21 protein-coding genes and 1 pseudogene are annotated in these 21,153 nt (G+C 58.7%); 10 read left to right on the forward strand and 12 right to left on the reverse strand.

The window, feature by feature from the left end; all coding sequences use genetic code 11:
- Positions 1 to 112 precede the first annotated feature (112 nt).
- Both ACIPIN_RS10770 and ACIPIN_RS10775 read right to left on the reverse strand, forming a co-directional pair.
- Positions 113 to 1,429: a CynX/NimT family MFS transporter gene (locus tag ACIPIN_RS10770; protein WP_401118238.1), complete on the reverse strand. Its 1,317-nt coding sequence runs from the start codon at positions 1,427 to 1,429 to the stop codon at positions 113 to 115.
- The gene (locus ACIPIN_RS10775; RefSeq protein WP_401118241.1) at positions 1,419 to 2,078 is read right to left on the reverse strand and encodes a FadR/GntR family transcriptional regulator; all 660 of its coding nucleotides are present in this window, start codon (positions 2,076 to 2,078) and stop codon (positions 1,419 to 1,421) included. Before ACIPIN_RS10775 ends, ACIPIN_RS10770 begins: the two co-directional genes overlap by 11 nt.
- Positions 2,079 to 2,244: 166 nt before the next feature.
- Between ACIPIN_RS10775 and ACIPIN_RS10780 the strand changes: the two genes are divergently transcribed.
- Positions 2,245 to 2,556 carry a type II toxin-antitoxin system MqsR family toxin gene (locus ACIPIN_RS10780; RefSeq protein ID WP_401118244.1) on the forward strand — a complete coding sequence of 104 codons (312 nt, stop codon included), beginning with the start codon at positions 2,245 to 2,247 and terminating at the stop codon, positions 2,554 to 2,556.
- Positions 2,553 to 3,035 carry a type II toxin-antitoxin system MqsA family antitoxin gene (locus tag ACIPIN_RS10785; protein ID WP_401118246.1) on the forward strand — a complete coding sequence of 161 codons (483 nt, stop codon included), beginning with the start codon at positions 2,553 to 2,555 and terminating at the stop codon, positions 3,033 to 3,035. The genes ACIPIN_RS10780 and ACIPIN_RS10785 overlap by 4 nt, the downstream gene beginning before the upstream one ends.
- A 64-nt stretch (positions 3,036 to 3,099) precedes the next feature.
- Here ACIPIN_RS10785 and ACIPIN_RS10790 read toward each other — a convergent pair whose 3' ends face one another.
- From ACIPIN_RS10790 to ACIPIN_RS10805, 4 genes and pseudogenes are all read right to left on the reverse strand, one after another.
- A complete protein-coding gene (locus tag ACIPIN_RS10790) occupies positions 3,100 to 3,864 on the reverse strand; it encodes an amino acid ABC transporter ATP-binding protein (protein WP_010444394.1) in 765 nt (254 codons plus the stop codon).
- A pseudogene (locus ACIPIN_RS10795) lies at positions 3,861 to 4,973 on the reverse strand (amino acid ABC transporter permease). Before ACIPIN_RS10795 ends, ACIPIN_RS10790 begins: the two are co-directional and overlap by 4 nt.
- Before the next feature lie 10 nt (positions 4,974 to 4,983).
- Positions 4,984 to 6,165: an amino acid ABC transporter permease gene (locus tag ACIPIN_RS10800; protein ID WP_401118250.1), complete on the reverse strand. Its 1,182-nt coding sequence runs from the start codon at positions 6,163 to 6,165 to the stop codon at positions 4,984 to 4,986.
- Between the two features lie 65 nt (positions 6,166 to 6,230).
- On the reverse strand, positions 6,231 to 7,262 hold the full coding sequence (locus ACIPIN_RS10805) for an amino acid ABC transporter substrate-binding protein (protein WP_262113850.1): 1,032 nt from the start codon (positions 7,260 to 7,262) through the stop codon (positions 6,231 to 6,233).
- 468 nt (positions 7,263 to 7,730) lie between these two features.
- Here ACIPIN_RS10805 and ACIPIN_RS10810 point away from each other — a divergent pair, with 468 nt between their 5' ends.
- From ACIPIN_RS10810 to ACIPIN_RS10830, 5 genes are all read left to right on the forward strand, one after another.
- A complete protein-coding gene (locus ACIPIN_RS10810) occupies positions 7,731 to 8,387 on the forward strand; it encodes an alpha/beta hydrolase (RefSeq protein WP_401118253.1) in 657 nt (218 codons plus the stop codon).
- Between the two features lie 96 nt (positions 8,388 to 8,483).
- Positions 8,484 to 9,959, forward strand: coding sequence for an ATP-dependent RNA helicase RhlB (rhlB, locus tag ACIPIN_RS10815; RefSeq protein ID WP_401118255.1), 1,476 nt, complete (start codon positions 8,484 to 8,486; stop codon positions 9,957 to 9,959).
- A 128-nt stretch (positions 9,960 to 10,087) separates the two neighbouring features.
- Positions 10,088 to 11,035, forward strand: a complete 948-nt coding sequence (locus ACIPIN_RS10820; protein ID WP_401118256.1) for an ornithine cyclodeaminase family protein — start codon at positions 10,088 to 10,090, stop codon at positions 11,033 to 11,035.
- A 146-nt stretch (positions 11,036 to 11,181) separates the two neighbouring features.
- Positions 11,182 to 12,309, forward strand: a complete 1,128-nt coding sequence (locus ACIPIN_RS10825) for an NAD(P)/FAD-dependent oxidoreductase (protein ID WP_401118259.1) — start codon at positions 11,182 to 11,184, stop codon at positions 12,307 to 12,309.
- 90 nt (positions 12,310 to 12,399) lie between these two features.
- Positions 12,400 to 13,026: a transcriptional regulator gene (locus ACIPIN_RS10830; RefSeq protein WP_401118261.1), complete on the forward strand. Its 627-nt coding sequence runs from the start codon at positions 12,400 to 12,402 to the stop codon at positions 13,024 to 13,026.
- A gap of 118 nt (positions 13,027 to 13,144) precedes the next feature.
- On the opposite strand, the gene ACIPIN_RS10835 is transcribed toward ACIPIN_RS10830, so the two are convergent.
- The 6 genes from ACIPIN_RS10835 to ACIPIN_RS10860 form a co-directional block, all read right to left on the reverse strand.
- The gene (locus tag ACIPIN_RS10835) at positions 13,145 to 13,921 is read right to left on the reverse strand and encodes an ABC transporter substrate-binding protein (RefSeq protein ID WP_401118264.1); all 777 of its coding nucleotides are present in this window, start codon (positions 13,919 to 13,921) and stop codon (positions 13,145 to 13,147) included.
- A 266-nt stretch (positions 13,922 to 14,187) separates the two neighbouring features.
- Complete coding sequence (gene moaE, locus ACIPIN_RS10840) at positions 14,188 to 14,637, reverse strand: molybdopterin synthase catalytic subunit MoaE (protein ID WP_401118267.1); 450 nt, start codon at positions 14,635 to 14,637, stop codon at positions 14,188 to 14,190.
- A gap of 3 nt (positions 14,638 to 14,640) precedes the next feature.
- Entirely contained in the window at positions 14,641 to 14,883 is a 243-nt protein-coding gene (locus ACIPIN_RS10845; RefSeq protein ID WP_262113841.1) for a MoaD/ThiS family protein, read from the reverse strand.
- Positions 14,880 to 15,353 carry a cyclic pyranopterin monophosphate synthase MoaC gene (gene moaC, locus ACIPIN_RS10850; RefSeq protein WP_054593900.1) on the reverse strand — a complete coding sequence of 158 codons (474 nt, stop codon included), beginning with the start codon at positions 15,351 to 15,353 and terminating at the stop codon, positions 14,880 to 14,882. Before moaC ends, ACIPIN_RS10845 begins: the two co-directional genes overlap by 4 nt.
- A gap of 236 nt (positions 15,354 to 15,589) precedes the next feature.
- Positions 15,590 to 16,981 (reverse strand): PhoH family protein, encoded by a 1,392-nt coding sequence (locus ACIPIN_RS10855; protein WP_401118270.1) that lies wholly within the window; start codon positions 16,979 to 16,981, stop codon positions 15,590 to 15,592.
- Between the two features lie 362 nt (positions 16,982 to 17,343).
- Entirely contained in the window at positions 17,344 to 18,468 is a 1,125-nt protein-coding gene (locus tag ACIPIN_RS10860; RefSeq protein ID WP_401118273.1) for a polysaccharide deacetylase family protein, read from the reverse strand.
- A gap of 255 nt (positions 18,469 to 18,723) precedes the next feature.
- On the opposite strand from ACIPIN_RS10860, the gene yaaA reads away from it, so the two are divergent.
- From yaaA to ACIPIN_RS10875, 3 genes are all read left to right on the forward strand, one after another.
- Entirely contained in the window at positions 18,724 to 19,503 is a 780-nt protein-coding gene (gene yaaA, locus ACIPIN_RS10865) for a peroxide stress protein YaaA (RefSeq protein WP_401118275.1), read from the forward strand.
- 196 nt (positions 19,504 to 19,699) lie between these two features.
- A complete protein-coding gene (locus tag ACIPIN_RS10870; protein ID WP_401118277.1) occupies positions 19,700 to 20,164 on the forward strand; it encodes a multidrug transporter in 465 nt (154 codons plus the stop codon).
- A 43-nt stretch (positions 20,165 to 20,207) separates the two neighbouring features.
- Positions 20,208 to 21,032, forward strand: coding sequence for an SDR family oxidoreductase (locus ACIPIN_RS10875; RefSeq protein ID WP_401118279.1), 825 nt, complete (start codon positions 20,208 to 20,210; stop codon positions 21,030 to 21,032).
- The last annotated feature ends 121 nt before the right edge of the window (positions 21,033 to 21,153 follow it).

Here is a 21,153-nt window from a genome sequence, read left to right on the forward strand (position 1 = left end):
GGGCAGGCTCCCCCGGTTTGCAAAGTGGCTTCGAAAGATGCCTGCACAATAGTCTGCAAACGCCGGGAAAACTACCGGCATTCGCCAGAGAAATACCGGTAGTGCGTTGGCTTTAGACGCGTTCGCTTTCGACCTGTACGTACAGCGAACGCCCGGCACCAAGCCCGGCGATGATCGCGCCGAGGCCAATGACCCCGAAGATCCAGCCCAGCGCAGTCCAGCCGCCAGTCCAGTCGTGTACCAAGCCGACCGCAAATGGTCCCATGGAGGCCAGGGTGTAACCGAAACCCTGGGCCATGCTCGACAGGTTGGCCGCCACGTGGGCATCGCGCGAACGCAGCACGATCAGGGTCAGCGCCAGGCTGAACGTACCACCCTGCCCCAACCCGAGCAGAATCGCCCAGCCCCAGAGGCCTTCAATCGGCGCATAGAGGCAGCCGAACAGACCGCCGAGGGTCAGCAGCATGACGACGACGATCGCCAACCGCTGATCCTTGCCGCGAGTCGCCAGCCATGGCGCCGCCAGCGAACTGGCCAACTGGATGATCACCGAACCGGACAGTACCAGCCCGGCCTGGGTCGGGGTCAGGCCACGGCCGATCAGGATCGACGGCAACCAGCCGAAGACGATGTAGGCCAGCGAGGATTGCAGGCCCATGTACAGAGTCACCTGCCAGGCCAGTGGATCACGCAGCAGACCGCGTACCCGATAGGCCACGTTGTGCGCGCCGTGTTTCTGACCGACTTGCGGCAACCAGAAGATCGCCGCGACCAGCGCCGGGACAACCCACAAGCCAAGGCCCAATGCCCAGCTCTTGTCGAAATGTTCGCTTAACGGCACGGTTGCACCTGCCGCCATCGCCGCGCCAAGACACAGAGCCATGGTGTAGACACCCGTCATGGTGCCGGCCTGTTTCGGGAAGTCGCGTTTGACGATACCCGGCAACAAAACGCCGATTACACCAATGCTGGCACCGGCCAGCACGCTACCTGCGAATAGGCCGATCTCGCCGAACGAACTGCGCAAAATGATCCCGCCGGCCAACATCAGAAGAATTCCCAACACCACCCGCTCGGCGCCGAAACGTCGCGCCAGCAATGGGGCCAGCGGCGCAAACAAGCCGAGGCAGAGTACCGGCAAAGTCGTCAGCAAACCGGCCTGGGCAGCCGACAAACCGAGATTCTTCGAGACCTCGCTCAGCATCGGCGCCATGCTCGACAGCGCCGGGCGCAGGTTCAGCGCCACCAGAATCAGCCCCAGCAGCAACAACCACGGGCGACGTAGAACCGGATGGCCTTGCTGGACCTGTTCGTCATCGGCCTCGGCATCGATCAACAGCTCTTCGAGCTCTGCCGTGCGTTTGGGTTGGGTTGTGCTGCCGGGACTCGCCTGCTGGCTGGACATGGGGTTCTCGGTTTCAAGGTTCATTGATCAACTGCCGGGAAATGGCTTTGGCCCGCTCCGGGTCGCGCTGTTCGACGGCATCGAGCAGTTCGATATGCAGATCGAACACCTCTTGACGTCTGGGACTGATGTTGAGGGTCTGGCGCAGTTGCGCGCCGATGATGCTCGAGAAATAGCGATACAGCTCACTGAGCGTCGGGTTGTGCGCGGCGTCCACCAAACGACGGTGAAACACCAGATCGCAAGCGATGTAGCTGTCGAGGTCACCGTGGTAGTGGCTGCCGCTGACACCCAAGGCTTCACGCAGTGCGATGAGGTCTTCATCGGTACGACGCAACGCCGCCAGACCGATGGCCTCGACCTCCAGGATGTGCCGGGTTTCCCGGGCCTGCTCGTGGGAGCAACGGGACAAGGCTTTCATCGTGTCGAGCGGATCAACGACCGCCCGAAGGTAACTGCCGTCACCCTGACGAATCTCGATCAAACCTGAAAACGCCAACACCCGCATGGCTTCGCGCACGGTGTTGCGGCTGATACCCAACTCGGTCGCCAGCTCAGGCTCTGTGGGCAGGCGTTGACCGACGGTCCAGGTGCCGTTGTTGATGCGCAGGCGCAACTGTTCAAGGGCCTGATCAACCAGAGAACGCTTAACCAGTGGGGATGTGTCTGTCATGGAATTCGCTCTTTCATCCAATCATAGGATGAATTTTCTGACATGTTAGTCAGCTTCGTCCGAGAGGACAACCACCTAGGGTTAGGAGGCAGGAAAGGGAGCTGGATTTTCGATTGTTAAAATTACCCTTTGAGGGTAATTTGTATTTCAAGGTGCAAGGTGTCTTATGGAAAAGAACACACCTCATTACGACCTGTCGGTGGTCAAGGCGGAGGTAGTAAGGCTAGGTTCCAAAGCGTTTACCGGTAGCGCACGGGAAGGAGGCCGAAGGCTCGATTTGAGTCTTGCCCAAATGCAGCAAATCGTCTGCGCCCTGGAGCAGAGGATGTTCTACAAATCCATGACAACTTACACGGACTATCAGGTCTGGCAGGACGTCTACCACGCAAGAATTCGTGACATGGAGATTTACCTCAAGGTGACCTACCGCCCAGGCGGTGGTCCGCCGGTAATCTCCTTCAAGGAGAGAGATACATGAAAACACAGCAATGCTTCAGCTGCGGTACCCAGGACGGGATGCAGCATTTCGACGGGCGAAGCTTCACCATCGACTTCAGACAGTTGACGCGTCAGGTGCACGATATTTCCGGATGGGAGTGCCAGGCCTGTAGTGAAATCGAATTCGATGACGGCAGCGCAGAACGTTATTCCGAGGCTAGTGATCAATTGCTCGAGGACTCCCGGCAGCTCATGGCAGCCGAGATGAAACGCATTCGCCGCAAACTGCACCTTACGCAAAAGGAGGCAGTGAAATTACTGTCGGGCGGCGGGCACAATGCCTTTTCCCGCTACGAGCGTGGCGAACTCGCACCGCCTCAGCCGTTATTCATGCTGATGCGTTTGCTTGATCGGCATCCTCATTTGATGGCCGAGGTGCATGCCCTGAGCGAGGGTGCCGATTTAAAGCAGTTGTTGATTACACGTTACCCGGAACAAGAAACAGTTCTGGCCTCCTGATCCCGAACATCAGGCAAAAATAAACCCGGAACAGGTCCGGGTTTATTTCACTGCCTGGCTTCGATCAATGCAGGATCTGGCTCAGGAACAGTTTGGTGCGCTCATTCTGTGGGTTGTCGAAGAAGTCGTTCGGCGCAGCCTGTTCGACGATTTCGCCCTTGTCCATGAAGATCACGCGGTTCGCCACAGTCCGCGCAAAGCCCATTTCGTGGGTGACGCAGAGCATGGTCATGCCGTCTTCGGCCAAGCCGATCATGGTGTCCAGAACCTCTTTCACCATCTCTGGGTCGAGTGCCGAGGTCGGTTCGTCGAACAGCATGATTTTCGGCTTCATGCACAGCGCACGGGCAATCGCCACACGCTGTTGCTGACCGCCGGACAGTTGCCCCGGAAACTTGTGCGCCTGCTCTGGAATGCGCACGCGCTCCAGGTAATGCATGGCAATTTCTTCCGCCTTGCGCTTGGGCATCTTGCGCACCCACATCGGTGCCAGCGTGCAGTTCTGCAGGATGGTCAGGTGCGGAAACAGATTGAAGTGCTGGAACACCATGCCCACTTCGCGACGAATCGCCTCGATCTGTTTCAGGTCATTGGTCAGCTCCACGCCATCGACCACGATGCGGCCCTGCTGGTGCTCTTCCAGACGGTTGAGGCAGCGAATGGTGGTCGACTTGCCGGAACCCGACGGACCGCACAAAACGATACGCTCGCCCTGCTTGACGTTCAGGTTGATGTCTTTCAATACGTGGAACTGGCCGTACCACTTGTTCACGCCCTGCATCTGAATAATGCCTTCAGGGCTCACAGGCTGTTTGATCGCTTCACTCATAAACTACGCTCCTTACGCTTGTGGCCTGTGTCCAGCTTGCGTTCCAATTGCATGGAATAGCGGGAGATACCAAATCAGTAAATCCAGAACACCAGGGCGGCGAACACATAGCCTTCAGTGGCCATGCCCAACCATTTCGGGTCGGCGGCAGCTTGCTTGACGCTGTTGAGCAGGTCGAACAGGCCGATGATGATCACCAGGCTCGTGTCCTTGAACAGCGCAATGAAGGTGTTGACGATGCCCGGAATCACCAGCTTCAGGGCTTGCGGCAGAATCACCAGGCCCATACTGCGCCAGTAACCCAGGCCCATCGCTGCTGCGGCTTCGTACTGACCTTTGGGAATCGCTTGCAGACCACCGCGCACCACTTCGGCCACGTAGGCCGACTGGAACAGGATCACCCCGATCAAGGCCCGCAACAGCTTGTCGAAGTTCATGCCTTCAGGCAGGAACAACGGCAGCATCACCGACGACATGAACAGCACCGTGATCAACGGCACGCCGCGCCAGAACTCGATGAAGGTCACGCAGACCACGCGAATCGCCGGCATGTTCGAGCGACGGCCCAGCGCCAGCATGATCCCCAGCGGCAACGCGCCGACGATACCGACGGTGGCGATCACCAGGGTCAGCATCAGGCCGCCCCATTGACTGGTCGCAACGTTGGTCAGGCCAAGAATGTCACCGTGCAGCAGGATGTAGGTAATGATCGGATAGAGCACCAGAAAGCTCAGGCCGTAAACCGCTTTGCGCTGAAAACGCGAGATGAACAGCGGTGCGATTCCGATCACTGCCAGACACACGCTCAGGTCGACGCGCCAGCGCAGTTCAGGCGGATAATACCCGTACATGAACTGGCCGAAACGTTGCTGAATGAACACCCAGCAAGCGCCTTCCTTGGTGCAATCGGCGCGCGTGGTGCCAACCCAGTTGGCATCAAGAATCGCCCAGTGCAGGATCGGCGGCACCACCAGATAAATCAGGTAGAACGCGAACAGCGTGAGCAGGGTGTTGAGCCAACTGGAAAACATGTGCTCGCGCATCCACGCCACGATACCGATGCGGATGCCTGGTGGTGGCAAGTCAGGTTTGAAAATATGAGTTGTCATGCGCGTTTCCTCACCGCTCGATCAGCGCAATGCGCTTGTTGTACCAGTTCATCAGCAGGGAAATGCTGATACTGATCGCCAGGTACACGCTCATGGTGATGGCAATAACTTCGATGGCCTGTCCGGTCTGGTTCAGCACCGTGCCGGCAAACAACGAAACCATTTCCGGGTAACCGATACCGGCCGCCAGCGAGGAGTTCTTCGCCAGGTTCAGGTATTGGCTGGTCAGTGGCGGGATGATCACCCGCAGGGCTTGCGGGATGATGACCTTGCGCAGGGTTGGGCCGTTACGCAGACCCAGCGAGCGCGCCGCTTCGGTCTGACCGTGGCTGACCGAGTTGATCCCGGAACGCACGATCTCGGCGATGAACGCCGCGGTGTATACCGTCAAGGCCAGAGTCAGGGCCAACAGTTCCGGGATCAGCACCCAGCCACCGACGAAGTTGAAGCCTTGCAGCTTCGGCAATTCCCAATGCAGTGGCGCACCGAAGATCAGCGCACACAAGGCTGGAATCACCAGAAACAGCGCCAGGCCGGTCCAGAACTTGTGGAAGGGTACGCCGGTCGCTTCGAAGCGCTTGTTGGCCCAGCGACACATCAGCACGATGGCAACGATAGCCACCACGACGCTGATCACAAACGCCCAGAACCCTGCGGCCATCTGCGCGGCCGGCATGTTCAGGCCACGGCTGCTGACAAAGAAGGTGTCGGCGAAGTTATGACTGTTGCGCGGCCCTGGCATGGTCAGGAACACCGCGAAGTACCAGAACAGAATTTGCAGCAGCGGTGGAATGTTGCGGAAAGTCTCAACGTAAACCGTCGCCAGCTTGTTGATGATCCAGTTCTTCGACAGCCGTGCCACGCCAACGATGAACCCCAGAATCGTCGCCAGGATCACGCCGATAAAGGTCACCAACAGGGTATTGAGCAAGCCGATGACAAACACCCGGGCATAGCTGTCCGATTCGGTGTAGTCGATCAGGTGTTGCGCGATGCCGAATCCGGCGCTGCGCTCCAGAAAGCTGAAACCGGAGGTAATGCCCCGGTGTTGCAGGTTGGTTTGAGTGTTGTTGAACAGGTACCAACCCATCGAGATCACCGCGACAATCGTGATGATCTGAAACAGCCACGCACGCACTCGCGGATCGCTGAGGCTGAGCCTCTGCTTTGGTGCGCCGATTGAATTTTGCATGAAGTGCCCCAGAAATAATGGAACAGAACATCACCCGGCGGTTGGCCCGCCGGGTGATAGAACCATCAGCGCACTGGTGGTGCGTATTGAATGCCGCCGTTGGTCCACAGGGCGTTCAGGCCACGGTCGATTTCCAGCGGAGTGCTCTTGCCGAGGTTTTTCTCAAAGACTTCGCCGTAGTTACCGACTTGCTTGACGATTTTCACAACCCAGTCTTTCGGCAGTTTCAGGTCTTTGCCGTACTCACCGTCAGTACCCAGCAGACGGGCGACGTCCGGGTTCTTGGTCGATTTGGCTTCAGCCTCGACGTTTTTCGACGTGACACCGGCCTCTTCGGCGTTGAGCATCGCGTAGCCAACCCAACGAACGATCGCCAGCCACTCATCGTCACCGTTACGCACGACCGGCCCCAGAGGCTCTTTGGAGATGGTTTCCGGCAGAACCACGTAATCTTTAGGCGAGGCCAGTTTGCTGCGCTGTGCATACAGCTGGGACTTGTCGGAGGTCAGTACGTCGCAACGACCGGATTCCAGCGACTTGGCGCTTTCATCGGAGGTGTCGAAAGTAATCGGGGTGTACTTCAGGCCGTTGGCCCGGAAGTAGTCGGACACGTTCAGCTCGGTGGTGGTACCGGCTTGAATACAGATGGTCGCGCCATCCAGTTCCTTGGCACTCTTCACGCCCAGCTTGCTGTTGGCCAGGAAGCCTACGCCGTCGTAATAGGTGATGAAGCCAGGAAACTTCAGGCCCATGCCCGCGTCACGGGAACTGGTCATGGTGGAGTTACGCGACAGCATGTCGATTTCGCCGGATTGAAGAGCAGTGAAGCGCTCCTTGGCGTTCAACTGGCTGAACTTGACCTTGGTCGCGTCGCCGAATACAGCAGCGGCCACAGCGCGGCAGTAGTCAGCATCGATACCGACAATCTTGCCGGTAGAGTCCGGAACCGAGAAACCCGGCAAACCGTCGCTCACGCCGCACTGCACGAAGCCTTTCTTCTGCACGGCATCCAGGGTTGCACCCGCCTGAGCGAACCCACTGACACCGAGTACTGCGGCCGCAGTCACGATTGCCAGGGTGGATTTCAACATCTTCATTCAAACCTCCAGTTTTGCTCTTGTTGTGTCGGAGCTTGAGTCCTGCCGCACCCTTATGAGGCACTGTTGACCCGTGTTGGCTTTTTGTTGGGTCAAGCGGCGTAAGACCTTAGCTATGAGTCTAGTAGGAGAAAATCCACATCATGGAAAACTCACTTCTCACCAATCGGCCGAACGGGCTGTAGCCCTTTCACGTTCGCGAAGCCCGTAGCGGCCACTGGCGAACATCCATCACCGGATTCTTTGCTATCCCACAGCCAGCAGTACACTGATAGTGTTACCGCCAGACGCAGGATTACTTGCACCGGTTTTTCCATAGCAAGGCCCGTACCAGACCGGCCGCTAAAGCGATTCAGCGACCGGTCAAGAGCAAAACTTTCATTATTGCGACATATTCTTAACCGACAGACCAGTCGTGCACTTTGAGCTCGCACTCAAAGAAAGCGAACGCACAACATTGGAGCAAACATGACCCAGCCCCTTATTCTTCAGCCCGGCAAGCCTGTTGACGCCTGCGTGATCTGGCTGCACGGCCTGGGCGCCGACCGCTACGACTTCTTGCCGGTGGCCGAAGCCCTGCAGGAAACCCTGTTGACCACCCGTTTCGTCCTGCCCCAGGCACCGACCCGCGCAGTGACCATCAATGGTGGTTACGAGATGCCGAGCTGGTACGACATCAAGGCCATGAGCCCCGCCCGGAGCATCAATCACGAAGAACTGGAGGTGTCGGCCCACACAGTCATAACGCTGATCGAAGAGCAGCGCGCCAGCGGAATAGACGCCTCGCGGATTTTCCTTGCGGGTTTTTCCCAGGGGGGCGCGGTTGTGCTGCACAGCGCTTTCCTGAAATGGCAGGGACCGCTGGGTGGCGTACTTGCCCTCTCCACCTATGCGCCGACGTTCAGCGATGAGCTGCAACTTTCTGCCAGCCAACAGCGGATTCCAGTGCTGTGTCTGCATGGCCAATACGACGATGTGGTGCAAAACTCCATGGGGCGCAGTGCGTACGAGCATTTGAAGACCCGTGGTGTCACCGTGACATGGCAGGAATACCCAATGGGTCACGAAGTGTTACCCAAAGAAATTCGCGATATTGGCGTCTGGCTCGCGGACCGCTTGCGCTAATACTGAAACTTCCTGTAGCTCTATGAGCAACACACTACGCCGCGCCCGTTTCTTGCATTACACTGGCCGGCGTACATTCCTTAACCAATTGATGAGATGACCGTGCTCAAAGCACTCAAGAAAATGTTCGGTAAAAGCGAGGCTGAGCAGCTCGCGCCCAGCTCCAGCGCACCTTCCCACACATCCAGCAACCGCACCGACGGTCATCAGCCTGGCCGGACCGCAGCTGTCGCGGCACCGCAGCACACGCAGGTAAACACTCCGGTCACCGAGCCTGTTGCGGACAAACCGCGCAGCGAGACGCCAAAACCTGCGCAACCACGCCGCGAACGCGTGCCGAAACCACCGCTCAAAGCCTGGAAACTCGAAGATTTCGCCGTCGAACCTCAGGAAGGCAAAACCCGTTTTCATGATTTCAAACTGGCCCCGGAACTGATGCACGCCATCCAGGACCTGGGTTTCCCGTACTGCACGCCGATCCAGGCGCAGGTATTGGGTTTCACCCTGGCCGGCAAAGACGCCATCGGTCGTGCCCAAACCGGCACCGGCAAAACCGCCGCGTTCCTGATCTCGATCATCACCCAGCTGCTGCAAACCCCGCCGCCGAAAGAACGCTACATGGGCGAGCCTCGGGCGCTGATCATTGCACCGACCCGCGAACTGGTGGTACAGATCGCCAAGGACGCGGCAGACCTGACCAAGTACACCGGCCTCAACGTCATGACCTTCGTTGGCGGCATGGACTTCGACAAGCAACTCAAACACCTCGAAGCCCGCCACTGCGACATCCTCGTGGCCACCCCCGGCCGTCTGCTGGACTTCAACCAGCGCGGCGATGTGCATCTGGACATGGTCGAAGTGATGGTGCTCGACGAAGCTGACCGGATGCTCGACATGGGTTTCATCCCACAAGTGCGCCAGATCATTCGCCAGACCCCACCGAAAAACGAACGTCAGACCCTGCTGTTCTCCGCCACTTTCACCGAAGACGTGATGAACCTGGCCAAACAATGGACCACCGAGCCGTCCATCGTTGAAATCGAATCCGAGAACGTTGCCAGCGAAAACGTCGAGCAACACATCTACGCCGTTGCCGGTGCCGATAAATACAAGCTGCTCTACAACCTGGTGACCGACAACGGTTGGGAACGGGTGATGGTCTTCGCCAACCGCAAGGACGAAGTGCGGCGCATCGAAGAACGCCTGGTACGTGACGGCGTCAACGCGGCCCAACTGTCGGGCGACGTTCCGCAGCACAAACGCATCAAGACCCTGGAAGGATTCCGTGAAGGCAAGATTCGCGTGCTGGTGGCCACCGATGTCGCCGGTCGCGGGATTCACGTCGACGGCATCAGCCATGTAATCAACTTCACGCTGCCGGAAGTGCCGGATGATTACGTCCACCGCATTGGCCGTACCGGGCGTGCTGGCGCCGATGGCGTGTCCATCAGCTTCGCCGGTGAAGACGACTCCTATCAGCTACCGTCCATCGAGGCGTTGCTGGGTCGCAAGATCAGTTGCGAAACCCCGCCGACCCATCTGCTACGAGCGGTTGAACGCAAACGCCCTTAAGCTCGCATCGCAACAACCAAAGCGCAGCCGGAAACGGACTGCGCTTTTTTACGCCTGGATATTGCCAAACAGAACAATAAGTCCACAATGGACAAATTAGTTTACTTCCGATTTCACGGAGCATCTGCATGCCCAGCACACCTTATGTGATCGCCAAACCCCAGGCCCGCGAACTGCTTGATCAAGTCGACGTGCCGAAGATCCTGCGCAAGTTGTTCCGCGATCTGGCTGCTGGCCAGGCCGTGCAACCGGCCCAGCAACTGGTGGAGTTTCCACAAGGTGCCGGTGACTTCATCAACTACCTGGGGGTGTTGGCCGAAGACGGCGTGTACGGGGTGAAAACCTCGCCCTACATCGTGCGCAAGGAAGGTCCGCTGGTGACCGCCTGGACGCTGCTGATGTCGATGCAAACCGGCCAGCCGCTGCTACTCTGCGACGCAGGTGAGCTGACCACCGCGCGCACCGCCGCGACCACCGCCGTCGCCATTGATGTCCTTGCCCTGCCGCACGCCTCGCGCCTGGCAATTATCGGCAGTGGCCCGGTCGCCCAGGCGCATCTGCATTACGTGAAGAACGTACGGGACTGGCAAAGCATCAGTCTCTATTCGCCGAATCTGGCGAGCCGGAATCCGCAAATGCTCGCGCAACTGACGGCCATCGACTCGCGTCTACAAGTACGGGACAGCCGCGAAGAAGCCATCCTGAACGCTGACGTGATCATGCTGTGCACCTCGTCTGCCGGACCTGTGATCGACCCTCGGACCTTGAGCAAACCGACGCTGATCACCTCCATCAGTACCAACGCAGTGCGTGCCCACGAGGTGCCGCCTGCAACGCTGAGTGAGATGCAGGTCTATTGCGACTATCGCCTGACCACGCCAGGTTCTGCCGGCGAAATGCTGATCGCCAGCGAGCAACACGGCTGGGACAAAAACTCGATTGCCGGCGACCTGGCCGAACTGCTGAGCGAACAGGCGCCACGTCCGGCTTATGATCGCCATGTGTTCTTCCGCTCCATCGGTCTGGGTCTGGAAGACATCGCCCTGGCCAATGCGGTTTACCAACTGCTGAAGTGACACCACGCCCCCCTGTAGGAGCTGACGAGTGGAACGAGGCTGCGATCTTTTGACCTTGCCTCTAAAAAGATCGCAGCCTCGTTCCACTCGTCAGCTCCTACAGGGGCATCTATACCATTGGCATTTGCGCCCATCAGGAGACGTTCATGACCCAGGCTGACTTCATCATCATCGGCGGTGGCATTGCCGGTGCTTCCACCGGTTTTTGGCTGTCGCAACACGGTCGGGTAATCGTACTCGAACGTGAATCCCACCCGGCCTACCACTCCACCGGGCGTTCAGCCGCTCTGTACACCGCCGCTTACGGCACGCCGCAAGTGCGCGCACTGACCCAGGCCAGCCGGGACTTTTTCGATGCGCCACCGGCCGGATTCTGCGAACACCCGCTGCTGACGCCACGCGGTGAGATGACCGTCGACTTCACCGGCGATCCGGAGGAGCTGAACAACCAATACCTGAGTGCCAAGGCGACCGTGCCGCAGATGCAGCTGCTCAGCGCCGACGAAGCCTGTGCGCGAATTCCAATTCTGCGTCGCGAGAAAGTTCATGGCGCGATCTATGACCCCACCGCCACGGACATCGACACCGACGCCCTGCATCAAGGCTACCTGCGCGGAATCCGCCGCAATCAGGGCGAAGTGCACACCGACAGCGAAGTCCTGAGCCTGACGCGCGATGCCGACAATCTCTGGCAAGTGAAAACCGCCCAGCAGACCTTCAGCGCGCCAATCATCATCAATGCGGCTGGCGCCTGGGCCGACCAACTCGGTGAAATGGCCGGCGCCAAGCCTCTGGGTCTGGTCCCCAAGCGTCGCGCAGCCTTCATCTTCGCCGGTCCCGAAGACGTGGACATCCACGATTGGCCGATGCTGGTCAGCCTCGACGAATCGTTCTACATGAAGCCCGATGCCGGGATGTTCCTGGGTTCGCCGGCCAACGCCGACCCGGTCGAGCCGCATGACGTGCAGCCTGAAGAGCTGGACATTGCAATGGGTATCTACCAGATCGAAGAAGCCACCACCCTGACCATCCGCCGACCGACCCGCACCTGGGCCGGCTTGCGCAGTTTTGTCGGCGACGGCGATTTGATCAGCGGCTACGACCCGCAGGTGCCAGGGCTGTTCTGGGTGGCCGCGCAGGGTGGTTACGGCATTCAAACCTCACCCGCCATGGGTCAGGCCAGTGCCGCGCTGGTTCAAGGCAAAACCTTGCCGGAACAACTCAGCCGCTTTGGCCTCAGCGCCGCCATGCTCTCCCCTTCCCGCCTAGGCTGAACCTGCCCGCGGGGTGACGTCTGACCTCGATTACGGCAAACTCCCAGCGCCCCTTTCTCTACGGGGCGCTGATTGCCTGGAGCAACACCGATGACCCCACCTCTTCAAGATCCCGCACTGGATAACTACCGGGCGATCGCCGACGCCATTGCCACGCTGTTTTTCCCCCACGCCGAGGTGGTACTGCACGACCTGCGCACGCAAAAGATCGACTACATCGCCAACAACATTTCCAAACGGGAAGTGGGCGACGACGCCGCGTTGGAGGACATGCTCAGTGAAGAAGTCAGCGAGCGGAACATCGGCCCGTACGAAAAGCTCAATTGGGATGGGCAAAAGATCCGCAGCCTCAGCAGCGTATTGCGCGACAGCGAAGGCCATCCGATTGCCGTGCTGTGCATCAACCTGAATATTTCGCTGTTTGAAAACGCCAAGGCGGCGCTGGATCTGTTTCTCTCACCGAGCAAGTTGATCCCGCAACCTGACGCGCTGTTTCGCGACGACTGGCAGGAGCGCATCAACACCTTCCTGCATAACTGGCTGCGAGAGCGGCAACTGGGTCTGAATGTGCTGACCCGCGAGCACAAACGCGAGCTGGTGCTGGCGTTGCACGCCGAAGGCGCCTTCAAAGGCAAAAGCGCCTCCAACTATGTGGCCAACGTGCTGAACATGGGGCGGGCGACGGTGTACAAGCATTTGAAAGAATTGAAAGGCTGAAACCTGACCTGAGAGGTGTGTTGGCTGATAGGGCCTCATCGCGAGCAAGCTCGCTCCCACAATGGACCTGTGTTCGCAGGACTAATGTGGGAGCGAGCTTGCTCGCGATGGCTATCAATCAATCGCCGTAGATATCCGATTTGAAGTACTTGGCCTCAATCTTCTGGTATTCGCCGCTAGCGCGAATGCCATCGATGGCATTGTTCAGCTCGGCAACCAATTCGGTGTTGCCCTTGCGCACCGCAATCCCGGCGCCTTCACCCACGTATTTCGGATCCTTGAGCTCCGGCCCGACAAAGGCGTAGCCCTTGCCGCGAGGCATCGACAGAAAATCATTCAGCGGAATGGTATCGGCGAAAATACCATCCAGACGCCCGGCGGCCAGGTCCATGTAGATCTCTTCATTGTTGCCGTAACGCATAACCTTGATGCCCTTGGGCTCGAAGACTTCCGTGGCATAACGGTCCGTGGTGGTTGCCCGTTGCACACCAATGGTCTTGCCCTTGAGGCTTGCGTACTGATCATCAACCACCGCGCCGTCCTTCATCACCAGCCGCGATGAAGTGAAGTAGTACTTATGGGTGAAGTCCACCGACTTTTTACGATCTTCGTTAATGGTCATGGACGACAGCGCGGCGTCGATTTTCTTCACCTTGAGGGAAGGAATCAGACCGTCAAACTCGCCCTCGACCCACTCGCACTTGACCTTCATCTGCGCGCACAACGCGTTGCCGATGTCATAGTCGAAACCGGTGATTTTTCCATCCGAGGTCTTGGAGGCAAACGGCGGATACGCCGCTTCAATACCGATGCGCAGGGTTTTCTCGGCGGCAAACAGACTGCTGCACGCCAACAGGCTCAGGGCCAGGCCACCGATCAGGGGGAGCTTCTTCATGTTCGTTTTCTCGCGGGTTGTTGTTGGTTTGGCAAGACAGAAGAAAGTGAAACGGGAAACGCCTTTTTTGTACTTATAATTCCATACTGGACTTTTATGTATTTCCCGTCAATCAGGCGTACGCAGTTATTCCGGTCATTCATCGCGGTTGGATTTTTGGGGGTTGTTAAGATCAAAAGATCGCAGCCTGCGGCAGCTCCTACGCAGATTGACTTGTGTAGGAGCTGCCGCAGGCTGCGATCTTTTAGGAATCACACGAGGAAACGTTACTTCCAGCGATCCGCCGCCGCGTGATCACTGTCACGCCCTTCCACCCAACGCGGGCCGTCACTGGTGTTTTCCTTCTTCCAGAACGGTGCACGGGTTTTCAGGTAGTCCATGACAAAGGCACAAGCGTCGAATGCCGCCTGGCGGTGGGCACTCGCAGCACCGACAAAGACGATGGGCTCGCCCGGCTCCAAAGCGCCGATGCGATGCAGCACTTCCAGCTTGAGCAGCGGCCAGCGTCGTTCGGCCTCAATGGCGATTTTGCCGAGAGCCCTTTCGGTCATGCCTGGGTAGTGCTCAAGAAACATCCCGGCCACATCGAGCCCGTCGTTGAAGTCGCGAACATAGCCGACAAAACTCACCACTGCGCCAACACCGACATTCGCCGCGTGCATCGCGTTGACTTCAGCACCCGGATCGAACGCCGTGGACTGCACACGAATCGCCATGGATCAGCCTCCGGTCACTGTCGGGAAAAACGCCACTTCATCGCCATCGACGAGCGGTTCGTCGAGCTGGCACAAATCTTCATTGCGCGCGCACATCAGGTTCTGCTCGCTCAGCACCTCGGCGCCCTCGCGTTGCGCCAACAGCAAACGCACATCGTCGACCGTGGCGAAATCGCCTTCGACGCTCAACGAATCAACGCCCAGCGCCTCGCGGTAACGGGCGAAAAACCTCACCGTCAATTTCATTGATCAGCCACCTGATAATGCCCGCTCTTGCCGCCGAGTTTCTCCAGCAGGCGCACGGTTTCGATGACCATGCCACGGTCCACGGCCTTGCACATGTCGTAGATCGTCAACGCGGCAACACTGGCCGCAGTCAGCGCTTCCATTTCGACGCCGGTCTGTCCGGACAGTTTGCAGCGGGCGACGATGCGCACCGCATCGAGGCCTTCGGCACTGAGCTCGACCTTGACGCTGGTGAGCATCAGCGGATGGCACAGCGGGATCAAATCGGAGGTTTTCTTCGCCGCCTGAATGCCGGCAATGCGCGCCACAGCGAATACATCACCTTTGGGGTGACCACCGCTGACGATCATCTGCAGGGTTTCAGGGAGCATACGCACAAGCGCTTCGGCCGTGGCCTCACGGAACGTCACGGCTTTTTCGGTGACGTCGACCATATTGGCGCGACCTTGGGAATCGAGATGAGTCAGCACAGCCTTACTCCTGATCAGGAGCAGCGATTGTAAACCCGTGGGTCAATTTTTCGCGAGTTTGATTATCAGATCACCACAACCTTGTGGGAGCGGGCTTGCTCGCGAAGGCGGTGTATCAGTCAGCATCATTTGTGAAGGTCAGATCGCATTCGCGAGCAAGCCCGCTCCCACAGGATTATTCGTCGGGCGCAAAAAAACCGGGCGGCTTTTGGGCCGCCCGGTTCTGGTGGGACAGGTTACAAATGGGATTCGGCGTATTCGGCCAGAATCGAACGCGGCACCCCTTGCAGGGTGATGTGTACACCGTTGGGGAAATCCTTGAAGCGTTCAGTCAGGTACGTCAGCCCGGAGCTGGTCGCGGACAGGTAAGGGGTGTCAATCTGCGCCAGGTTGCCCAGGCACACCACTTTGGAACCGGCACCGGCACGGGTGATGATGGTTTTCATCTGGTGCGGGGTGAGGTTCTGGCATTCGTCGATCAGGATCAGGCTCTGCTGGAAGCTACGGCCCCGGATGTAGTTGAGGGATTTGAACTGCAACGGCACTTTGCTGAGGATGTAGTCGACGCTGCCATGGGTGCTTTCGTCATCCATGTGCAAGGCTTCGAGGTTGTCGGTGATGGCGCCCAGCCAAGGCTCCATTTTTTCCGCTTCGGTGCCCGGCAGGAAACCGATCTCCTGGTCCAGGCCCTGCACGCTACGAGTGGCAATGATGCGCCGGTAGCGCTTGCTGACCATCGTCTGCTCGATCGCCGCCGCCAGCGCCAGAATGGTTTTACCCGAGCCCGCAGCACCCGACAGGTTGACCAGGTGAATATCCGGGTCGAGCAAGGCGAACAGCGCCAGGCTCTGATAGATGTCGCGTGGTTTCAGGCCCCAGGCTTCCTGGTGCAACAGGGGTTCCTGATGCAGGTCGAGGATCAACAGCTTATCGACCTGGATTTCCTTGATCCAGCCGACAAAGCCCTGTTCGTCAATGATGAATTCGTTGATATGCACGGCCGGCAGGTTGTCGATCAACTGCACCTGGTGCCAGGTGCGGCCATGGTCCTGACGGGTTTCGACCTTGCTCACGCGGTCCCAGAACGAACCCGTCATGTTGTGATAACCATTGGGCAGCAACGACACGTCGTCGACCAACTGGTCGGTGCTGTAGTCCTCGGCCGCGATCCCGCAAGCCCGGGCCTTGAGGCGCATGTTGATGTCTTTGGTCACCAGCACCACACGCAGGTCTTTGTCACGCGCGTGCAGGTCGATCAACTGGTTGATGATGATGTTGTCGTTCAGGTGTTCAGGCAGAACAATGTTCGGCTCGCTGCGCTTGCTCATCAGAATCGACAGCAAACCCTTGGGCCCGCTTTTTCCGCGCTGGATCGGTACACCCAGTTCAACGTCTTCGGGAGAGGCGTCGCCCAGCGTCTTGTCGATCAGGCGAATGGCCTGACGGCATTCGGCCGCAACACTGTGATGGCCGCCCTTGAGCTTGTCCAGCTCTTCAAGGACGGTCATCGGGATGGCAACGTGGTGTTCTTCGAAGTTCAGGAGCGCGTTTGGATCGTGGATCAATACGTTGGTATCGAGTACATAAAGGATTGGCTGGTTGGAGGGGCTACGTCCGTGATCATCCATACTCGGTCACCTGTGTGGGAGCCAGTCGACGCAATACCATGACAGTGCTGCGCCTCGAAGTGGCCACCGAATTCACCTGCCGTACTCAAATGAACTGCACGACTCAAGTGAACTGCACACGCGGGGGGTCTTGGAAGACGCCACCTGTGTTGCAGGTTTCGGCGGTCTGTCTTCGTAATACTCTAAAACCCATGACAGAAAAAAGCACTTTGACGCTTTTTTGAAGTTTATTTTTCAGAGTGACGAAAAGCCCTTGGCGCGCCGACCCGGCACCGTTAAAGTCGGAAGTCCGCCTGCATCGAATTCCCTCCTGAAATCCCCCCTACCCCAATGTTTCCGGCTTTTTTGGGGAAGGGCGCGTCTCAGTGAAAAGCGTCCTGACAATCCTCCCAGCCGATCCCGCTTTGCGCGGTTTGCTTCAGAAGCCAAGGCATCGCCGTTTTCACCGAGTCCTGTTTAACGTTGAAATTGATCACCCCGTGGCGCCACAACAGCATCAATGTCAGCACCCGCTGCGCGCTCTGCTCAGCCGAGAGCTGACGACTGCCGTCCGCCGGGTCAATGTCCCACAACGCAACCTGCAATCCCTGAGTCTTGAAGAAACCCTGCGCATCGGCGCGACGCTGGCCATTGGGCGGGCGGAACAACGGCACAAAGTTCTCCGGCAGTTTGTTCTTCACCAGTTCGACGCTGCGCGTGATCGAGTACTGCCAATCCTGCCAATGGCTGTGGGAACGGAACTCCCAGCCCTGCACGCCGATGCACTGCTTTGAGTACAACGCTTGCAGCTCGGCCACCGAATGTTGTGCCAAACGGTTCTGGATGTCACTGCCCAGCACAAAGAAGGTTCCGCTCAGGTTCGACTTGCGCAGGTACTCGGTCAGCCAGGCGGTGTGGTCCGGTGCAATGTTGACGGCACTGTCGAAGCTCAGCACAAACAGCCGATCGTTGAGCTCATCGCCATTGCGCTCGTAGTCACCGAACAGTTCGACTTCGCTGCTGGTTTGCGGAAACAACGCAGCCTTGCGCAATTGTTCGTCCAGATAACGTTCATGAAAACGCCGGCTCGGCTCGGCCCAGCGGGTGTAATACGAGTCTTCGCCAAGCTGGAACTTGGCAGCCTGCTGACGCAGGGTGTCCATGTCTTCGACCAGAAAACAGAAAGACGCATCCTGGTCACAGCTCTGCTGGGCGAAGTTGTAGTTGGCGAGCAGGCGCAGCCACATGTGCGCGCGCAGTTTGTTGATCGAATCGAGGTTGATCATGCGCAAGCCCAGGCGCTGCTTTAAAGCAGCTTCGTCCAGCATTTCACTGGCGAGCAAGGCCCGGGCGAAGGTGAGAATTTCCGCGCGTGAAGCGACATCGAACAGGGTCGGACTGCCGAGTTGCTCTGGCCAGGTGCTGCGATCCAGCGTGGCGAGGTCGTTGGGCGCGGCATAAGCGCCAACGCTGAACAACCAGGCACAAAACAGTAAAGCGATACGCAAAGGGATGTCTCCATAACAAAACCCGCGCGGCACTATAGCTGATCTGCGCGCAGCTCCCCCCTTCTCAGATGCACCCGTAGGAGCAAAGCTTGCTCGCGATGGCAGCGACTCGGTTTGTCTGGAGTCCGCGTCATCGTTCATCGCGAGCAAGCTTTGCTCCTACATACGGTCGCCGTCTGGCAGCTATGACCTTGATAGCTGGAGTCAACCCGGACAACCCCCTAGAATCCCCGCACGATTAAAGGAGACGACTTCATGCTGATGGTGATTTCCCCCGCCAAGACCCTCGATTACGAAACACCGCCGGCCACCCAGCGCTTCACCCAGCCGCAGTACCTGGACCATTCTCAGGAGCTGATCCTGCAATTGCGCGAGCTGAGCCCGGCGCAGATCAGCGAGTTGATGCACGTTTCCGACAAGATCGGCGGCCTCAACGCCGCACGTTTCGGCAGCTGGACCCCGGCATTCACGCAGGCCAACGCCAAGCAGGCGCTGCTGGCGTTCAAGGGTGACGTGTACACCGGCATGAATGCCCAGACCTTCAGTGAAGCCGATTTCGACTACGCGCAGCAACACTTGCGCATGCTCTCGGGCCTCTACGGCCTGCTGCGCCCGCTGGACCTGATGCAGCCGTATCGTCTGGAGATGGGCACCAAACTGGCCAATGCCCGCGGCAAGGATCTGTACGCCTTCTGGGGCACGCAAATCAGCGAATGGCTGAACGAAGCCCTGGCCGACCAAGGCGATGACGTGCTGCTCAACCTCGCCTCCAACGAGTACTTCTCGGCGGTCAAACGCAGCGCCTTGAATGCCCGGATCATCAACACCGAGTTCAAGGACCTGAAGAACGGCCAGTACAAGATCATCAGTTTCTACGCGAAGAAAGCCCGCGGAATGATGAGCCGTTTCGTGATCCAGGAACGCATCAACGACCCGGCCGCGCTCAAGCAATTTGACGTGCAGGGTTACCGCTACAGCGCTGAACAGTCGAAACCCGACAACCTGGTTTTCCTGCGCGACCATGCTCCTGAGTAAAGCATCGCGATGGCGCACGATATAGATCAATGTACGTGCGCCGAAACGTGATCGGCCCTACATTTTCGTGCATCATTAGTCTTTCTTATTCCCTGGCCTTTGTAGGGGCCGATTAAGGCTGCGGCGACTCTCAGCCATGGTCAATCACATCTACGCTTAGGTAGGATGGCCCTCTCCCCTTCCGAGGTTTCGCTTCATGTTCATCGGCGTCCTGCTGGTCATTACCTGGCTGTTCCTGCTGTTGCGCTACCCGGCCAAAGCCTTGCCGGTGTCCTTGGCAGCAGCCGTCGGATTGGCCATGGTGGCGACGTGGGTGGTGTGGCTGGATAACCGCGAGGCCAAACAACTGGCGCGACTGGAGTTGCGCATCACCTATGCACCGGAACACTGCCCGGCCGATCGCCCGCTGCTACTGAAGATGAACAACGGCAACGACGTGCCGCTGACCGAATTGCGCTGGCGGATCGCGGCCTACGCGCCGGGCGACACGGTCAATCTGGCCGACAATCAATACGCCGCGCCGCGCTACCGTGGCCCCGGCGAATTGCAGGCCGGCGCCGATTGGGAAGACTGTTTGCCGATGCCGCCGCTGCGTCCCGGCTATCGCCCGCAAACCCTGGAGTTTCGCGCCGAGCGTTTGCAGGGTAGTTTCTCTGACTGATCCTTCATCTCCCCCCCCCCTCTTCTTGCACAAGGACCGCGCCATGCCCCTCGCGTTAATCACCGGTTGTTCCAGCGGCATCGGCCGCGCTCTGGCCGATGCCTTCAAAGGCGCCGGTTTCGAGGTATTGGCCACCGCGCGCAAGGCTGAAGACGTGGCGGTACTCGCGGCGGCCGGATTCACCGCGGTGCAACTGGACGTCAACGATGAACCGGCGCTCGAGCAATTGAGCGAGCGGATCAACCAGCAACACGGCGGCCTCGACGTGCTGATCAACAACGCCGGTTACGGTGCTATGGGGCCGCTGCTCGACGGCGGTGTCGCGGCGATGCAGCGTCAGTTTGAAACCAACGTGTTCGCCATCGTCGGCGTCACCCGTGCATTGTTTCCGGTATTGCGTCGTAGCAAAGGCCTGGTAGTGAACATCGGCAGCGTCTCAGGGGTTTTGGTCACGCCGTTCGCTGGCGCTTATTGCGCCTCGAAAGCCGCGGTGCATGCCTTGAGCGATGCATTGCGCATGGAACTGGCGCCGTTCGGCATTCGGGTGATGGAAGTCCAGCCCGGCGCCATCGCCTCCAGTTTCGCCAGGAACGCAGGCGTTGAAGCCGAACTGCTGATCACCGAACAATCGCCCTGGTGGCCGTTGCGCGAGGGCATTCGCGCTCGGGCCAAGGCTTCCCAGGACAACCCGACCCCGGCCACGGAGTTCGCAGCTGATCTGCTTAAAGCCGTGCAGCACAACAAACCACCGCGTTTACTGCGGCTGGGCAACGGCAGCCGGGCGTTGCCACTGCTGGCGGGGTTGCTGCCCAAGGGCTTGCTGGAAAGCGGGTTGATGAAGCGGTTTGGGTTGCGCGGGCAACTTTAAGACCGCGTCGACACCATCGCGAGCAGTCTCGCTCCCACATTGGATCTGAGTGATATACAAATTGTGTGTTCGCCAGAGATCCAATGTGGGAGCGGGCTTGCCCGCGAAGGCGTCAGGATGT

This window comes from Pseudomonas sp. NPDC087697 (assembly GCF_044743155.1).
Taxonomy (GTDB): domain Bacteria; phylum Pseudomonadota; class Gammaproteobacteria; order Pseudomonadales; family Pseudomonadaceae; genus Aquipseudomonas.

What these genes read in the sequence shown, in the direction of transcription:
- ACIPIN_RS10770 (WP_401118238.1), bottom strand. Translation starts at nt 1,429, where the DNA reads ATGAACCTTGAAACCGAGAACCCCATGTCCAGCCAGCAGGCGAGTCCC.
- ACIPIN_RS10775 (WP_401118241.1), bottom strand. Translation starts at nt 2,078, where the DNA reads ATGACAGACACATCCCCACTGGTTAAGCGTTCTCTGGTTGATCAGGCC.
- ACIPIN_RS10780 (WP_401118244.1), top strand. Translation starts at nt 2,245, where the DNA reads ATGGAAAAGAACACACCTCATTACGACCTGTCGGTGGTCAAGGCGGAG.
- ACIPIN_RS10785 (WP_401118246.1), top strand. Translation starts at nt 2,553, where the DNA reads ATGAAAACACAGCAATGCTTCAGCTGCGGTACCCAGGACGGGATGCAG.
- ACIPIN_RS10790 (WP_010444394.1), bottom strand. Translation starts at nt 3,864, where the DNA reads ATGAGTGAAGCGATCAAACAGCCTGTGAGCCCTGAAGGCATTATTCAG.
- ACIPIN_RS10800 (WP_401118250.1), bottom strand. Translation starts at nt 6,165, where the DNA reads ATGCAAAATTCAATCGGCGCACCAAAGCAGAGGCTCAGCCTCAGCGAT.
- ACIPIN_RS10805 (WP_262113850.1), bottom strand. Translation starts at nt 7,262, where the DNA reads ATGAAGATGTTGAAATCCACCCTGGCAATCGTGACTGCGGCCGCAGTA.
- ACIPIN_RS10810 (WP_401118253.1), top strand. Translation starts at nt 7,731, where the DNA reads ATGACCCAGCCCCTTATTCTTCAGCCCGGCAAGCCTGTTGACGCCTGC.
- rhlB (WP_401118255.1), top strand. Translation starts at nt 8,484, where the DNA reads ATGACCGTGCTCAAAGCACTCAAGAAAATGTTCGGTAAAAGCGAGGCT.
- ACIPIN_RS10820 (WP_401118256.1), top strand. Translation starts at nt 10,088, where the DNA reads ATGCCCAGCACACCTTATGTGATCGCCAAACCCCAGGCCCGCGAACTG.
- ACIPIN_RS10825 (WP_401118259.1), top strand. Translation starts at nt 11,182, where the DNA reads ATGACCCAGGCTGACTTCATCATCATCGGCGGTGGCATTGCCGGTGCT.
- ACIPIN_RS10830 (WP_401118261.1), top strand. Translation starts at nt 12,400, where the DNA reads ATGACCCCACCTCTTCAAGATCCCGCACTGGATAACTACCGGGCGATC.
- ACIPIN_RS10835 (WP_401118264.1), bottom strand. Translation starts at nt 13,921, where the DNA reads ATGAAGAAGCTCCCCCTGATCGGTGGCCTGGCCCTGAGCCTGTTGGCG.
- moaE (WP_401118267.1), bottom strand. Translation starts at nt 14,637, where the DNA reads ATGGCGATTCGTGTGCAGTCCACGGCGTTCGATCCGGGTGCTGAAGTC.
- ACIPIN_RS10845 (WP_262113841.1), bottom strand. Translation starts at nt 14,883, where the DNA reads ATGAAATTGACGGTGAGGTTTTTCGCCCGTTACCGCGAGGCGCTGGGC.
- ACIPIN_RS10855 (WP_401118270.1), bottom strand. Translation starts at nt 16,981, where the DNA reads ATGGATGATCACGGACGTAGCCCCTCCAACCAGCCAATCCTTTATGTA.
- yaaA (WP_401118275.1), top strand. Translation starts at nt 18,724, where the DNA reads ATGCTGATGGTGATTTCCCCCGCCAAGACCCTCGATTACGAAACACCG.
- ACIPIN_RS10870 (WP_401118277.1), top strand. Translation starts at nt 19,700, where the DNA reads ATGTTCATCGGCGTCCTGCTGGTCATTACCTGGCTGTTCCTGCTGTTG.
- ACIPIN_RS10875 (WP_401118279.1), top strand. Translation starts at nt 20,208, where the DNA reads ATGCCCCTCGCGTTAATCACCGGTTGTTCCAGCGGCATCGGCCGCGCT.